13 protein-coding genes are annotated in these 14,868 nt (G+C 64.6%); 6 read left to right on the top strand and 7 right to left on the bottom strand.

The window, feature by feature from the left end; translation table 11 throughout:
• Positions 1-10: 10 nt before the first annotated feature.
• From ATY02_RS20765 to ATY02_RS20785, 5 genes are all read right to left on the bottom strand, one after another.
• Positions 11-2,485: a TonB-dependent siderophore receptor gene (locus ATY02_RS20765; RefSeq protein WP_068588810.1), complete on the bottom strand. Its 2,475-nt coding sequence runs from the start codon at positions 2,483-2,485 to the stop codon at positions 11-13.
• A gap of 101 nt (positions 2,486-2,586) precedes the next feature.
• A complete protein-coding gene (locus tag ATY02_RS20770; protein ID WP_068588812.1) occupies positions 2,587-3,558 on the bottom strand; it encodes a FecR family protein in 972 nt (323 codons plus the stop codon).
• Positions 3,555-4,076 carry a sigma-70 family RNA polymerase sigma factor gene (locus ATY02_RS20775; RefSeq protein WP_068588815.1) on the bottom strand — a complete coding sequence of 174 codons (522 nt, stop codon included), beginning with the start codon at positions 4,074-4,076 and terminating at the stop codon, positions 3,555-3,557. Before ATY02_RS20775 ends, ATY02_RS20770 begins: the two co-directional genes overlap by 4 nt.
• Before the next feature lie 112 nt (positions 4,077-4,188).
• A complete protein-coding gene (gene hemB / locus ATY02_RS20780) occupies positions 4,189-5,163 on the bottom strand; it encodes a porphobilinogen synthase (RefSeq protein WP_068588817.1) in 975 nt (324 codons plus the stop codon).
• 233 nt (positions 5,164-5,396) lie between these two features.
• Entirely contained in the window at positions 5,397-6,254 is an 858-nt protein-coding gene (locus ATY02_RS20785) for a PhzF family phenazine biosynthesis protein (protein ID WP_068588819.1), read from the bottom strand.
• A 330-nt stretch (positions 6,255-6,584) separates the two neighbouring features.
• Between ATY02_RS20785 and ATY02_RS20790 the strand changes: the two genes are divergently transcribed.
• The 6 genes from ATY02_RS20790 (at position 6,585) to ATY02_RS20815 (ending at position 11,554) form a co-directional block, all read left to right on the top strand.
• A complete protein-coding gene (locus ATY02_RS20790; RefSeq protein ID WP_068588822.1) occupies positions 6,585-6,773 on the top strand; it encodes a DUF1843 domain-containing protein in 189 nt (62 codons plus the stop codon).
• Between the two features lie 36 nt (positions 6,774-6,809).
• Positions 6,810-7,442 (top strand): DUF1842 domain-containing protein, encoded by a 633-nt coding sequence (locus ATY02_RS20795; protein ID WP_068588825.1) that lies wholly within the window; start codon positions 6,810-6,812, stop codon positions 7,440-7,442.
• Between the two features lie 45 nt (positions 7,443-7,487).
• Complete coding sequence (locus tag ATY02_RS20800; RefSeq protein ID WP_068588828.1) at positions 7,488-8,105, top strand: DUF1842 domain-containing protein; 618 nt, start codon at positions 7,488-7,490, stop codon at positions 8,103-8,105.
• A 136-nt stretch (positions 8,106-8,241) separates the two neighbouring features.
• Positions 8,242-9,708: a GDL motif peptide-associated radical SAM/SPASM maturase gene (locus ATY02_RS20805; protein ID WP_068588758.1), complete on the top strand. Its 1,467-nt coding sequence runs from the start codon at positions 8,242-8,244 to the stop codon at positions 9,706-9,708.
• Between the two features lie 189 nt (positions 9,709-9,897).
• The gene (locus ATY02_RS20810; protein ID WP_068588754.1) at positions 9,898-10,314 is read left to right on the top strand and encodes a VOC family protein; all 417 of its coding nucleotides are present in this window, start codon (positions 9,898-9,900) and stop codon (positions 10,312-10,314) included.
• A 469-nt stretch (positions 10,315-10,783) separates the two neighbouring features.
• Positions 10,784-11,554, top strand: coding sequence for a helix-turn-helix transcriptional regulator (locus ATY02_RS20815; RefSeq protein WP_068588751.1), 771 nt, complete (start codon positions 10,784-10,786; stop codon positions 11,552-11,554).
• 42 nt (positions 11,555-11,596) lie between these two features.
• Here the strand turns inward: ATY02_RS20815 and ATY02_RS20820 are convergent, their stop codons facing one another.
• Positions 11,597-13,555, bottom strand: a complete 1,959-nt coding sequence (locus ATY02_RS20820; RefSeq protein ID WP_068588748.1) for a MacB family efflux pump subunit — start codon at positions 13,553-13,555, stop codon at positions 11,597-11,599.
• Between the two features lie 2 nt (positions 13,556-13,557).
• Entirely contained in the window at positions 13,558-14,709 is a 1,152-nt protein-coding gene (macA, locus tag ATY02_RS20825) for a macrolide transporter subunit MacA (RefSeq protein WP_068588745.1), read from the bottom strand.
• Between the last annotated feature and the right edge of the window lie 159 nt (positions 14,710-14,868).

The raw sequence follows: 14,868 nt of genomic DNA on the forward strand, positions 1-14,868 counted from the left end.
CTCACGGGCCTTAGAAGTCGGCCTTGACCGACAGGGTGAAGTTGCGCGGATCACCATAGAAGTTGCCGAAGTTCTCGGTACCGATGGTGGTGTAGTAGCGCTTGTCCAACAGGTTGTTGCCGTTCAGCGCCAGGGACCAGGTGTCGTCGATGCGGTAGCCGATCCGCCCGTTCCAGATGGCATAACCGGCCTGGCTGATGTGCTTGCCGCTGGAAGGCGAGACGCGGAAGTTGTCACTCTGGGCATTGACCCCGGCCCCCACGGTGAAGCGCTCCAGAGCACCGCCCAACTGGTAGTCGCCCCAGACCCGCAACAGGTGCCGCGGCACATAGGAGTTGAATGGCTGGCCGTTGTTGTTGCTGTCGGCGTCCTCCAGGGTCTTGGTCTGGGTATAGGTGTAGCCGGCCAGCACCTGCAGGCGCTCGATCACCTCGCCACTGACTTCGGCTTCAAAGCCCTGGGCGCGGACCTTGCCCGAGTTCATCGAACACGTACTGTCGGGGCATGCCGGGTCGTCCTGCTGGGCATCCTGCTGGATCGTGCGGAACAGGCTGAAGGCGCTGTTCAGGCGGCCATCGAACCACTCGCCCTTGATCCCTGCTTCGTAGCTCTTGCCCACCAGCGGCTTGAGGGTGGTGCCATCCAGGGTCCGATAGTTGCCCTGGGGGGTGAAGATGCTGGAATAGCTGGCATACACCGTCAGGTTGTCGTTGAGGTCATACAAGATCCCGGCGAACGGGGTGACTTCGCCGGTTTCCTTGGAACGGGTACTGCTGGGCGTACGGGTTTCGCGCCAGTAGGCCACGGCATCGTTCTGCGACTTGTACCAGCTGACCCGGCTGCCCATCACCAGGGTCAGCGGGTCGGCCAGTTTCAGGCGCAGGGTGGAATACAGCCCTTGCTGCTGGATCCGTATATCGGAGGGGCCGCCCCGGCTGGAGTTGGCCTGGTAGTAGCTGTCATCGGGCTTGGGCATGTGGTGATCGGGGTCCAGCACATTCTGCCGTTGCGGCAAGCTGGCCACGGCGTAGAAGTCGTCCTTGATCGAACGGCTGGCATTGGCCCCGACAGTCAGTTCGTGCTCCTGGCCAAAGGCCTGGAAGCGCCCGTCGACATAGGCATCGAAGCCATAGTCCACCTGGTCGTAGTCAAAGGTGCTGGCCAGCATCAGGGTATTGGAGCGGCTGGCGCCCACCGGCACCGAGCCGCTGGGGAACGCGTACTCGATGTCCTGGGTGTTGCGGCTGTAGACACCCGCCACCTTCAGCGCCCAGTCATCGTTGAGCTGCTGCCGGAGGTCGGCGAAATAGGTCGCGCGCTTGCTGCGCGAATTGTTCCAGGCGGCGTTCAGGCAAGTCGAACGGCCGAGCTTGAGATCGCTGCCGTCGCTGTAGCGCGGCAGGCCGCCCCAGCATGGGCGCGAATCGACGTCTTCATAGGCCATGCCCAGGCCCAGGGTGGTGTCGTCACTAAGATCGAAATCCAGGGCGCCGTAGTAGACCTGGTCCTTGCGCTCGCCCAGGTCATAGAAGTACTGCCGGGTCTGCTGGGTGACCACCGCCCGGCCACGGACCGTGCCGGCATCGTTCAACGGCCCGCCGGTGTCCACCTGGGCCCGATAGTTGTCCCAACTGCCGGCGGACATCGCAAGCTCGGTATGGGGCGTGGCCTGGCCACGCTTGCGCACGAAATTCACCGAGCCTGCGGTACCGCCTGCGCCCTTGAGCATGCCGGCGGCGCCACGCAGGATCTCCACCCGATCATAAAAGGCCATGTCGCTGCTGAAGCTGTCGGCCTGCACGTAGCTGCTGCCCATGTCCAGGGGCACGCCGTCGTACTGGTACTGGCCGGTCATGCGAAAGCCCCGGGAGTAGAAGTATTTGCCGCCCATGGGCGAGTCGTAGAGGGTGATGCCCGGGGTTTTCTCCATCACCTGGTCGATGGTGTTGAGGTTCTGGTCATCGAGCATCTTGCGGGTGATCACGGTCACCGACTGCGGGGTTTCCTTGAGGGAATGCTGGCCCTTGCCGATGGTCACCGCGCCTGTGGTGTAGGAGCCGGAGTATTCGGTGGTCGCCCCCAACTCCTGGCCCTGGACCTGGGTGGTGCCCAACTGCAGGGCGCCACTGCCCTGGGGTACGGGGCGCAAGACATAGCTGCCGTTGCTCTGGGGTTCGGCCTGCCAGCCACTGCCGGCAAGAATCCGCGCAAAACCTTCCTGCACGCCATAGTCGCCCTTCAGGCCGGCTGAACGCAGGCCAGCGGTCTGCCGGGCATCGAAGGAAATGGCCGCCCCCGCGGCGCTGGCATAACGGCTCAACACCTCGGTGAGCTCGCCAGCGGCGATATCGAAGTGGCGGGCCTGCACCTGCTCGCTGGCGACCGCAGCCATTGCCGGTGCCAGCACCATGGCGTGGGCCGTCAGCGCCCCCCACAACCCGATCCTGACCGCCAACACCCGCTTGGACTTGTGTACATCAGACATGCTTTGCCATCCCCCACGCTTGAAAATGAATCCACTGGGGGATGAGCCGGACCAGGCCCGACAATAGTGCAAACGCGAACTATTATTTTTCACGCACCCGATCAGCCCACGTGGCTGGCGGAAATCCGCACCCAATACCGGGTATAGCGCTTGACCTGCAACGAGAAGCCGCTTTGCAACGCCGCCAGGGCTCGATCGGTGTCGTCGATGGGAAAGGCCCCGGAGACCTTCAGCCCGGCGATCTGCGGATCGCACTGCAAGACCCCGCGCCGGTAGCGCGAAAGGTCGGCAAGCAACTCCCCCAGCGGCCGGTCGATGGCGATGATGCTGCCTTGGCGCCAGGCGCCCACCGATGCATCGTTGGGCCGCAATGCGGCAAAGTCCCGGGCGCTGAACGCCAGCTGCTGGCCGGCCTCGACCCGGCGCGGCGCGGCGCCATTACCGAGGCTGACCTGCACCGCATGCTCGAGCACCGCGACCTGATCCTCGCGCTCGTCGCTGCGCAACAGGAAGCACGTGCCCAGGGCCAGCACCTTGGCGTGCCGGGTGAACACCTGGAATGGTCGCTGCAACGAGTCGGCACCGGTGCTGACCAGCATCTCGCCCCAGAGCAACGTCACCTTGCGTTGCTCGCCGTCGAACTGCACGTTGACCGACGTGTTGGTATTGAGCAGCAGCGAGCTGCCGTCCGCCAAGCGTACTTCCCGGCGCTCGCCGACCTGGGTGCGATAGTCGGCCAACAGTTGCTGGGCACCGTCGCTGCGCCAGCCCAGCCATCCCAGGGAGCCCGCCGAAGCCAGCACCACCAGGTTACGCATCAACTCGCGACGCGAACGCCCGGCCCCGCGCAACGTGGAACCGGCGAGGCCACCGGGCAGCGCCGACATCTGCTCACCCAGGGCCTGCATCTGCGCCCAGGCCTCGCGGTGCAACGGATCAGCCGCCAGCCATTCACGCCACGCCGCCTGCTCCTGTTCGCTGGCAGTGCCGGAGCGCAGTTGGGCATACCAGCGGGCGGCGCCGCTGATGGCCTGGCGCTCGCCCACACTCAATTGCAGCGGTGGCAGGCTCATCCGCGTTGCATCCGCATCTGCATCAGGCAGCAATGCTCCATCGCCTTGGCCATGTAGTTGTTGACGCTGCGCACCGACACCCCCAGGCGCACGGCAATCTGCTCGTAGGTCAGGCCATCGCACTGGGACAGCAGGAAGGCCTGCTTGACCTTGGCCCCCAGCCCATCGAGCAAGCGGTCGATCTCCATCAGGGCCTGCAGCAGCATGCCCTGCTCTTCAGGCGACGGGTGCTCCGCCTCGGGCACCTGGGCCAGGGCCTCGAGATAGGCCTGCTCCAGGGAGCGACGACGGAACAGGTCGATCAGCAAGCCATTGGCGATCCGCGACAGATAGGGCCGAGGCTCACGGATCTCCAGGGCATTGCGCGCCTTGAGCACCCGCACGAAGGTGTCCTGGGCGAGGTCCGCCGCATCGCAGGTATTGCCCAGCCGGCGGCGCAGCCAACCCTGGAGCCAGCCATGATGATCGAGATAGAGGTCGTTGACGGCACAGCGCAGGGTTAAGTCGTCGGCGGGCATGACAGTCGCAGTTCATATTTGATAATGAATCGCATTGTCATGTAGAGACGGAAGGCTTGGCAATAGCCACGAACGCCGCGATGGCGTCCGTGGGCAGGGGCATCGGGGCGGCTCAGATTCCGGCCAGGGCCAGGTCCATGGCGAAGTAGGTGAAGATCAGGTCGGCACCGGCACGCTTGATCGAGCCCAGGCTCTCGCGTACCACGCGCTGCTCGTCGATCGCCCCGGCCTGGGCACCGAACTTGATCATCGCGTACTCGCCACTGACCTGGTAAGCCGCCACCGGCAGGCGCGAGGCTTCGCGGATGTCGCGGATGATGTCCAGGTAGGCGCCCGCTGGCTTGACCATCAGCGAGTCGGCGCCTTCCTGTTCGTCCAGCAGCGATTCGCGCACCGCTTCGCGGCGGTTCATCGGGTTCATCTGGTAGCTCTTGCGGTCGCCCTTGAGCGCACTGCCGCCAGCTTCGCGGAACGGGCCGTAGAGCGCCGAGGCGAACTTGGTGGAATAGGCCATGATCGGCGTCTGGGTGAACCCGGCGGCGTCCAGGGCCCGGCGAATGGCCTGGACCTGACCGTCCATGGCCGCCGACGGGGCGATCACGTCGGCACCGGCACGGGCGGCGGCCACGGCCTGCTTGCCGAGGTTGATCAGGGTCTGGTCGTTATCCACCTCATGGCCGTGCATCACGCCGCAATGGCCGTGCTCGGTGTACTCGCAGAAGCAGGTGTCGGACATCACCACCATCTCCGGCACCGCGTCCTTGGCGATGCGCGACATGCGCGAGACCAGGCCGTTTTCCTGCCAGGTATCGCTACCGTCGCCATCCAGGTGATGGGACACGCCGAAGGTCATCACCGACTTGATCCCGGCACGGGCATAACGCTCGATTTCGCCAGCAAGCTTGGACTCGGGGATGCGCATCACGCCGGGCATGCTCTTGATCGGCACGAAATCGTCGATTTCTTCTTCGACGAAAATCGGCAGCACCAGGTCGTTGAGGGTGAATTCGGTTTCCTGGAACAGACTGCGCAGTTGTTCGGAACGACGCAGGCGACGAGGACGGGCTTCAGGGAACTGGCTGGACATGATTTTTCCTAAGGCTGAGCGCGGGACAACACGAGCTATGTCGAAAAAAGGCTGAAAGCTTATGCCTGCAGCCGCCAGGGTACAAACCCGGGACGCTCAAGAGAGCCTTGCCAATCAGGTAACAATCGCCGGCAAGCCCCGTGTTTGCGTCCCTTGGCCCCGGCGCTGCGATCGACCTGCGACGATCTGCCGCAAGAACCCGCGCCCGGCTGCAAGCCCCATCCAGCGGGTGACTACGACCTGGACGCCAGGTTCAGGCGGCCTTCGATACAGGTCGATGCAGCACCGCCGACCCACACCTCGTCCCCCACCTGCTCCACCTCGATGCAACCGGCGCGCCCCATGCTCAGGCCCTGGCTGACACGGTAGCGCGATGGCGCCAGCCCGGCTCCCAGCAACCACTGGGCGATACCGGCATTCAAGCTGCCCGTAGCGGGGTCCTCAGGCATGCCGTCTCCGGCGATGAAGGCCCGCACCTCGAACTGCGCGTCACTGGCGGTATCCACCTGCGGATCGCACGGCGCGATCACGCCCACCGCCAGCCCGCTCAGGGCCGGGTAGTCGGGTTGCAGGTCCAGCACCTGCTGACGACTGGCGAGCATCACCGCCAGCCATCCGGCACCGTTATCGACCCACTGCGCTGCAACGATGTCCGCAGGCGCCAAACGCAGGCCGCGGCATACCTGCTCCAGCAACTGCGCCGCTACCGGCCCGGAACGCAACAGGGGCGGCGCCAGGAACGCCAACTGCTGGCCCTGGCGGCGAATCCGCACCAGGCCCACCGCACACTCCTGGACGATCTCTTCACCCTGGGGCACGCCACCGGACTCCAGCCAGGCATGGCAACTGCCCAAGGTCGGGTGGCCGGCGAACGGCAGTTCGTCCAGGGTGGTGAAGATCCGCAGGCGGTAGTCCGCCCGTGGGTCCCGCGGCTTGAGGATGAATGTGGTTTCACTGAGGTTGGTCCAGTTGGCGAACCTCGCCATTTGCTGGTCGTCGAGCCCATCGGCATCGAACACCACTGCCACCGGGTTGCCTTTGAGGGGCGTGGAACTGAAAACATCGACCTGCTTGAAAGCCAGGGTACTCATGGGCCGTCCTGTTGGTTTTGTTCTGGGAGGGGCACAGTTTACCCAAGGCTCCGGCCCGGGTGCGAGCAACAAAGGCGCTTCACGCCGGCGCCGGACAGGGGGCTCTGGCGTCACGAAAAGCGCCGCCCTATCGCCCTGGGCAATCGCCTCTATCGCCCTTTGGAATGACCGCAGGGCCTGGCGTAGAGCCACTTTTTGCAACGTGAAATCCACCGGTCGGAAACCCATAAAATCAGTGTGCCATTAGCCTGTCTTTTCCATCCGCGCTGCTTAACTGCAAAAGCTGCCGAGTACCGCAGCATCCCCTCATCCCCACGGAAGGCACACGCCATGAGCAATGCACCTCAACACGTCATCCCCCCCTATGGAGTCGCCATTCAGTCGGCGATTTCCGAAGGCAAGTTGCCGCAGATGAAAGCCCTGCTGGCCAAACGCGACCCGAGCAAGGCCGAGCCTGCGGACCTGCGTAGCGCCTACGAACAGCTGGTCAAGGAAGTTGCCCGCCTGGAACGGCACTGACCGCTGTTTCCCTGTCACTGAATGGAGGCAAAGCAAATGTCCGGTTCCAACGCACAAGAAAGCCTGTTCCCCGTCAGCTATCGCATCGGCACCTCCGACCCCGGAGCACCGAACCTGCAACTCAACCTGCTGGTCTACACCCCCGAGCGCAGCCTGCGCGGCACATCGTCGATCACCCAAGCGGCCAGCCCGCCACTGGACCTGCAGACCGACGACTGGGGCCAGTACACCTACCTGACCGTGACGTCCCCCACCAGTACCAAGATCCTCCTCACCGTTGCAGGCAACCAGGGTGGCCCAGGCGCGAATTCGATCATCACCTTCAAGCTGCACCTGGTGGTCGACGACGACTGGAAGCAAGGCGTCGCCAACTACCAGTACTACAACGGCCACAGCTGGGTGACAGTGAGCGACGTACCGGCTTACCTGGAGAACAACATCGAATCCAGCAGCCTGTCCCGACCCCAGCCCCACGGCCACTCGCACCATCCGCTGCCACCACTCGCGGCGCTGTACGCGGCCCCGATCCACGGCGCCATCGCCAGCGGCGACCTGGCGCAGATGAAGAGCCTGCACCGCCTGGCTACGCAGCAACTGGAACAGCTGCCGCTGATCCGTACCGCACTGGACGCTGCCAAGAGCGAAATCGCCAGGCAGGAGCGGCGCTGAGCTCCAGGCCCAGTGCACTCTTCCATCACGCCAAGGAGTTGCAACATGACAACTGGACTGTTCCATACCCGCCTGATCATCACCAACCCCGTGATCGGCGCACCGATCCTGACCCTCGACCTGCTGGTCAATACCGTGCGCAAGACCGTCTCAGGCCTGGCCCAAGTGACCCAGAGCACGTCGCCGCCGGTGCATTTCAGCGCCGACGTCTGGGGCGACTACTCGCAGATCAAGCTCGATCGATCCAGCGAAGGGCACCTGGTCCTCAACCTCGCGGGCAACCCCAGCGGCCCCGGCAGCCAGATCGCCGAGACCTTCCATCTGCAGGGCATCCTCAACCTGGATTGGGCCAGTGGCTTCGCCAGCTACCGCTACAACTACCAGGGCCATTGGCATGTGGTGCAACACGCCGCCGTGAGCCCAGCCCCGGTGGAACAGGCGGCGCACGTCGAGCCCCAGGGCCGTGCCAGCCAGGCGGACCCTGTGCACTTGCACCCGCATCCGCTGTACGCCGTGACGCTGCAACAGGCCCAGGCCAGTGGCGACCTGGCGCGACTCAAGGCACTTGTGGCCCAGGCCGAGCAACAACTGGCCAACAGTGACAACCTGAGCAAGGCCGCGCAGCAGTTGCAGGTGGAAATCCATCGCCTGGAACAACGCTGAACCCCGGCTCCGGGACCGGTCGGCAACGGCCGGTCCCGGCTCGCGGGACAACCGATCGCGCCACTGCCGCTCAAGGAAGGCGCGCCTATTCCGATGGGTTGGTGCCGCGCACCGCCGGGTGCGCAAGGATCTTTTCATGTCAGACCGTCTCCCCGCCCGCTACCTCAGCGAAACCGATATCAAGCGCTATGTGCCTGTGCACGTGGTCTGGGAAATCACCCTCGCCTGCGACCTCAAGTGCCTGCATTGCGGCTCCCGGGCCGGGCACCGCCGCCCCGGCGAGTTGAACACCGGCGAATGCCTGGAAGTGATCGACGCCCTGGCCGCCCTGGGCACCCGGGAAGTCACCCTGATCGGCGGCGAGGCCTATTTGCGCAAGGATTGGACACGACTGATCCAGGCCATCCACGACCACGGCATGTACGTGGCGGTCCAGACCGGCGGACGCAACCTGACCCCAGCCAAGATGCAGGCGGCGATAGACGCCGGGCTCGATGGCGTTGGTATCTCCCTGGACGGCCTGGCACCACTGCACGATGCGGTGCGCAATGTACCCGGCTCCTTCGACAAGGCCCTGGACACGCTGCGCCGGGCCAAGCAGGCCGGGCTCAAGGTCAGCGTCAACACCCAGATCGGCGCCGCCACCCTGCCCGACCTGCCGGCCCTGATGGACCTGATCATCGAGGCCGGGGCCAGCCACTGGCAGATCCAGCTGACCGTGGCCATGGGCAATGCCGTGGATCACCCCGAACTGCTGTTGCAGCCCTACCAGCTGTTGGACGTCATGCCGCTGCTGGCCCGCCTGTACCGCGAAGGCAGCGAGCGCGGGCTGCTGATGAACGTTGGCAACAACATCGGCTACTACGGCCCCTACGAACACTTGTGGCGCGGCTTCGGCGACGAGCGCGTGCATTGGAGCGGTTGCGCCGCCGGGCAGACCGTCCTGGCCCTGGAGGCCGACGGCACGGTCAAGGGCTGCCCGTCACTGGCCACCGTGGGCTTCTCCGGTGGCAATGTGCGCAACATGAACCTGCACGACATCTGGCACTACAGCGAGGGCATCCACTTCGGCCGCCTGCGCTCGGTGGACGACCTGTGGGGCTACTGCCGCACCTGCTACTACAACGACGTCTGCCGGGGCGGCTGCACCTGGACCTCACACTCGCTGCTGGGCAAGCCGGGCAACAATCCCTACTGCCACTACCGGACCCTGGAGCTGGAAAAACAGGGCCTGCGCGAACGCATCGTCAAGCTCGAGGACGCGGGGCCGGCCTCGTTCTCCGTGGGTCGCTTCGACCTGATCACCGAACGCATCGACAGTGGCGAAACGGTCTCCAGCGTCAGCGACAGCGGCCAGGTGATCAAGCTGGCCTGGGTCAACCAGGGCCGGGCCTCCCCCGAGGAAGGCCGCATCCCGCCCCGCCTGTCGCTGTGCCGCGCCTGCCGCCAGTACATCCATGCCCATGAACGCCACTGCCCGCACTGCCAGGCCGATGTCGCCGAGGCCGAGGCCCGCCACCAGGAAGACCGCCAGCGCCAGCAGGCGCTGATCAACACCCTGCATCAGTTACTGGGCCTGCCCGAGGAACAGCCGCGCCTGTAGCCGTACCCTTCCCGGTCGCCTCCAGAAACGGGGGCGATCGGGTATAAGCCTTGCGCAAACCATGGAAAAAGCGTCTAAAAAAACCGCTCGCGAACGGTCATTCGACGCTTTGCTATGCAGTGTCCACCGATACCCGCCAGGCTATCGGTTCTCCCAGGGCACGCCCTGGCCGCACAAGGAGAGTACGCGATGAAAATCAACCCCTACCTGGTGTTCAACGGCGACTGCCGGGCTGCCTTCACCTTCTATGCCCAGTGCCTGAACGGCACCCTGGAGATGATGCTGACCTTCGGCGAGAGCCCGGTCCGCGATCATCTCCCGCCTGACTGCCACACACTCATCATGCATACCCGGCTCAATGTCGGCGACCAGGTGCTGATGGCTTCGGACAGTACCCCGGACCTGCCCTATTCCGGTATCCGTGGTTGCTCGATCGCCCTGAATGTCGACAGCGCCACCGAAGCCGAGCGGGTCTTCAATGCCTTGCTTGAGCAAGGCAGCGTCCGCATGCCCCTGGAAAAGACATTCTGGGCCGAACGTTTCGGCATGCTCGAAGACCGTTTCGGAGTGTCGTGGATGATCAACTGCGAACAGAGCCAGCACTAGGTAGCGACATAGCCGAGTCGACCTGGGCAGCACTGCCCGGGTCGATCAGCCGTTCGACCTTGGCCGCATGGGAACGCACCACAGGCCAGGGCAGTGCAAATCATCAGCGGCAACCGCACTTGCATCGGATAGCCTCCTGCTTGTGGTCAAGGCCTGCCAGCCAGACCAAGGGCTGCGGACACTTGAACGGCCACCCGGGCACAACTTTCGTGCCAACCGGGCACTACTGCAAAAGTTTTTTTCAAAATCCTCCACAACCGCCATCCCCCCGCCAGCCGGTGCCTTGGGCGCCATTGGCGACTCTGCACGGGGGGCTTTTGCAGCAGTTCATCAAACAGCCACCAAAACCCTGTACTAGGATACGAAGCGCCCTTTGGTCGATCTGCGGAAACAGGAGTTAAATCCGCAGTCATCCAAACTCGTTGCTATAAGGCAGTCCTGTCCAACTTTCACATTCAAGGATGAAATGATGAACTCACAAGTACTGTTCCCTCACATTGGCAAGGTCATCGCCAGTACCGGCAGCCGTCGCTTCCCACGCATGCTGCACGACCTGATTCTGACCCAGCTGGCAGTGGACGCCACCCATATCACCCAGCTGCGGGTAGACCAGGCTGTCGACGGCCATGGCCACAACGCCGTGCACAACCATCATCCGTTGCATGGCCTGCCAGCCAACGATGACCCGCTGCTGTGCGCCACCTTCCCCGAGCAAGGCAGCGATGCGAGCCCCATGCCACAGCGCCGCCATGGCGACGCCAACCCGGTGCAACTGCACCTGACCGGCCACAAGGACTCCTACCAGTACGTGGTCTCGGTGTATCGCAGCAACCAGGCCCGCAGTTTTTCCGCCCAGGAGCGCACGCTGCTGGAGGATTTCTCGCCCTTGCTGCTGCCGATGGTGGAGAAGCACATCAGTGCCCTGCAGCCACGCGGCGCCGATACCGCCCAGGACGGTTCCGTCGAAGGCCTGGAAACCCTGCGCCTGCGCTTTGCCGATCGCCTGGCGCGGTCCGGCCTGAGCCTGTCCAACCGGGAAATGGAAGTCTGTGTCGGCCTGCTGGCCGGGCGCACCGCGCCACAGCTGGCCGAGCAGTGCCAGCTCAAGGTCAACACCGTCGAGAGCTACCTCAAGCGTGCGGCCATCAAGCTGGGCATCAGCGGCCGCCATTCGCTCCTGCGCTGGATGTACTCGCCCCAGGAGAGTGTCGCCGCAACGGCCAGCAGCAAACCTGAGTGAGTCCCATGCCGCCGGCCAGAACGCCGGCGGCAGACCCCACACTCAGTCCCGGGCCAGGGCTTCGATGGGGTCCAGGCGCGCCGCATTGCGCGCCGGGACGAAGCCGAAGACCACCCCGATCAGGGTCGAGCAGGCGAACGCCATCACGATCGACCCCATGGAGAACACCATCTCCCACTCCTTGATGAACAAGGTGAACAGGTAGCCGATAGCGAAGGACAAGGCGATACCGATGGCACCGCCAATCAGGCAGACCATCACCGCCTCCACCAGGAACTGCTGGCGGATGTCCGACTGGCGCGCCCCCACCGCCATGCGAATGCCGATCTCGCGGGTACGCTCGGTAACCGACACCAACATGATGTTCATCACCCCGATGCCGCCCACCAGCAGGGATATCACCGCGATCAGCGACAGCAACAGCGCCAGCGAGCGGCTGGTGCGCTGCACCGTCTGCATGATGCTGTCCAGGTTGTTGGTGAAGAAGTCCTTGGTGCCGTGGCGCTGCGCCATGAGTTTCTTGACGTGCTCCTCCACCACCTTGCTCGGCTGGCCGTCCTTGATCTTGACGCTGATGCTGTCCAGGTGGCGCTGGCCCAGCACCCTCCCCGCGGCCGTCTCGTAGGGCACCCAGACGTTGAGCAGGTTGGCCGCGGTGAACAGGTTCTTGTTCTCGGCGGTGACACCGATCACCGTGCACGGCAGGTTGCCCACCAGGATCACTTGCCCCAGGGGGTCGACGTCCGGGCCGAACAGGCGGTTGCGGGTGTTGTGGTCGATGACCACCACCTGGGCCTGGCGCCGGGCATCGTTCTCGCTGAAGGCGATGCCGGCGGCGAGCTTGATGTCGCGGACCTTGAAGTACAGGTGGCTGACGCCGTTGACCGTGGCGTTGAGGTCGATGTTGCCGTAGCGCAGCAGCAGGCTGCGCCCCACCATCGGCGTGGCGCTGTCGACGTAGTACAGCTGGTTCAGGGCGGTGACGTCGGCGGGCACCAGGGTCTGGATTCCCGCGGCCCGGCTGTCGCCGAAGCTGGTCCCGGGAAAGATGTCGATGGTGTTGCTGCCGATCGCCTGGATGTCCTTGAGCACGTAGCGCTTGGCGCCCTCGCCGATGGCCACGATGGACACCACCGAGGTGATGCCGATGATGATCCCGAGCATGGTCAGCAAGGTGCGCATGCGGTGCGAGACCAGCGCCACCCAGGCCATCACGAACGCCTCCTTGAACAGCCCCAGGCTGGCCACCAGGCGCCGGACCCCAGCCGACCGGGCGGGGGCCGCGGTTGCGGCGGCGATCGCCTCTGGCGAGCGCTGGTTGGCCCGGTCACTGACGATCTCGCCATCACGCACTTCGATGATGCGCTCGGCATTGGCCGCCACCTTGGGGTCGTGGGTGACGATGATCACCGTATGCCCGGCCGCATGCAGCTCCTGGAGAATGCGCATCACCTCCTTGCCGCTGCTGGTGTCCAGGGCCCCGGTGGGTTCGTCGGCGAGGATCACCTCGCCACCGTTCATCAAGGCCCGGGCGATGCTCACCCGCTGCTGCTGGCCACCGGACAGCTGGTTGGGCCGGTGCTCCAGGTGCCCGGCCAGGCCCAGGCGCGCCAGCAGTTCGCGGGCCCGCCCATGGCGCCGGGCCTGGGGGCTACCGGCATAGATCGCCGGGATCTCGACGTTGTGCATGGCGTTGAGGTGGGGCAGCAGGTGGTAGCGCTGGAAGATGAAGCCGAAATAGTCGCGGCGCAGTTCCGCCAGGGCCTGGTCGTCCAGATCGCGAGTCTCCCGGCCATTGACCTGGTAGCTGCCGGCCGTGGCGTAGTCCAGGCAACCGAGGATGTTCATCAGGGTCGACTTGCCCGAGCCCGAGGCACCGGTGATGGCCACCATCTCCCCGGCCTCGATGCACAGGTCGATGTTCTTCAGCGCCAGGAACTCGCGCTCGCCGGCCTTGAAGCTGCGGCTGATGCCCTTGAGCTGCAACAGGGGCTGGCTCATGGTCATGCCCCCGCCGAGTCGGGCAACGGATCACCGATCACCACCTTGTCGCCCTCGGCCAGGCCGTCCTTGACCTGCACCTTGACGTTGTTGTTGATCCCGGTACTGATGTTGCGCGACTGGGCCTGGCCCTTGGCGTCGAGCACCCGCACCGCGAAGCTGCCGTCGGCATTGCGCGGGCCCAGGGCCGCCACGGGTACCATCAGCACGTCCTTGGCGTTATCCAGGACGATGCGCACCTGGGCGGTCATGGAAATGCGCAACCGGTGGTCAGGGTTGGGCACATCGAACAGCGCGTTGTAGAACACCGCGGTGTTCTGCTTGGGGGTACCGGCCGGCTGGGTCTCGAGAAAGTTCTGCGGCGCCGGTTCCGTGCCCCGCAGCTTGGCGTAGTAGCGCTTCTCGGATTCGCCGAGGATGGTGAAGTACACCTGCTGGCCGGGAGTGATGTGGATCACGTCGGCCTCGGAGACCTGGGCCTTGACGGTCATGGTGTCCAGGTCGGCGAGCTTGAGCAGCACTGGCGCCAGTTGGTTGGCGATCACGGTCTGGCCTTCCTGGGTCACCACGCCCACCACATCGCCGTCGATGGGCGCGACGATGCGGGTGTAGGCCAGGTTGACCTTGGCCGTGTCGATCTGGATCTGCGCGCTCTTGATCTGCGCGTCCAGGGACATCAGGGTGGCGCGCTGCACCTCGTAGTTGGATTCGGAGGTATCGAAATCCTGCTTGGAGATCGAGGCGTCCGTCTGCAATTGGCGATAGCGCTCGTAGGTGGCCTTGGTTTCCTTGAGCTGGGCGGCGGTGGCCCGGCGCTTGGCCTGCAGGTCCTCCTCATCCACCTCGGCCTGGCGCAGGGTATTGCGCAGCACCAAAGGATCGATTTCCGCCAGCCACTGGCCCTTCGTCACCTTGTCCCCGACCTTGACCTTGAGGGACTTCAATTGCCCGGAAACCTGGGCCCCGACATCCACCTGCTTGATGCCTTCCAACAGCCCCGAGGCCAGCACCGCATTTTCGATGTCGCCCCGTTCGACGATGGCGGTCAGGTACTGCGGCGGCTGCGCCGGCGCGCGCACCGTATAGAAAATCAACCCGGCCACAACCACCAGCAACGACCCCATACCGATTTTGCGAAACTTCGACTTTTCCATAGATGACCACAAGTGCGTTGAGGCTGGGCTCCACCGGCCTGCGGCGAGCCCCTTTACAGAACACCGTGCTGCCGTAGTGAGCAGTGTTCCAGATGAGTGAAACGCTTTAACTGGCCATTGCCGGGCACCCGCCCGGCAATGGCCGACTCCTGTCGCCGG

Source organism: Pseudomonas sp. BIOMIG1BAC (assembly GCF_001705995.2).
Classification (GTDB): domain Bacteria; phylum Pseudomonadota; class Gammaproteobacteria; order Pseudomonadales; family Pseudomonadaceae; genus Aquipseudomonas; species Aquipseudomonas sessilinigenes.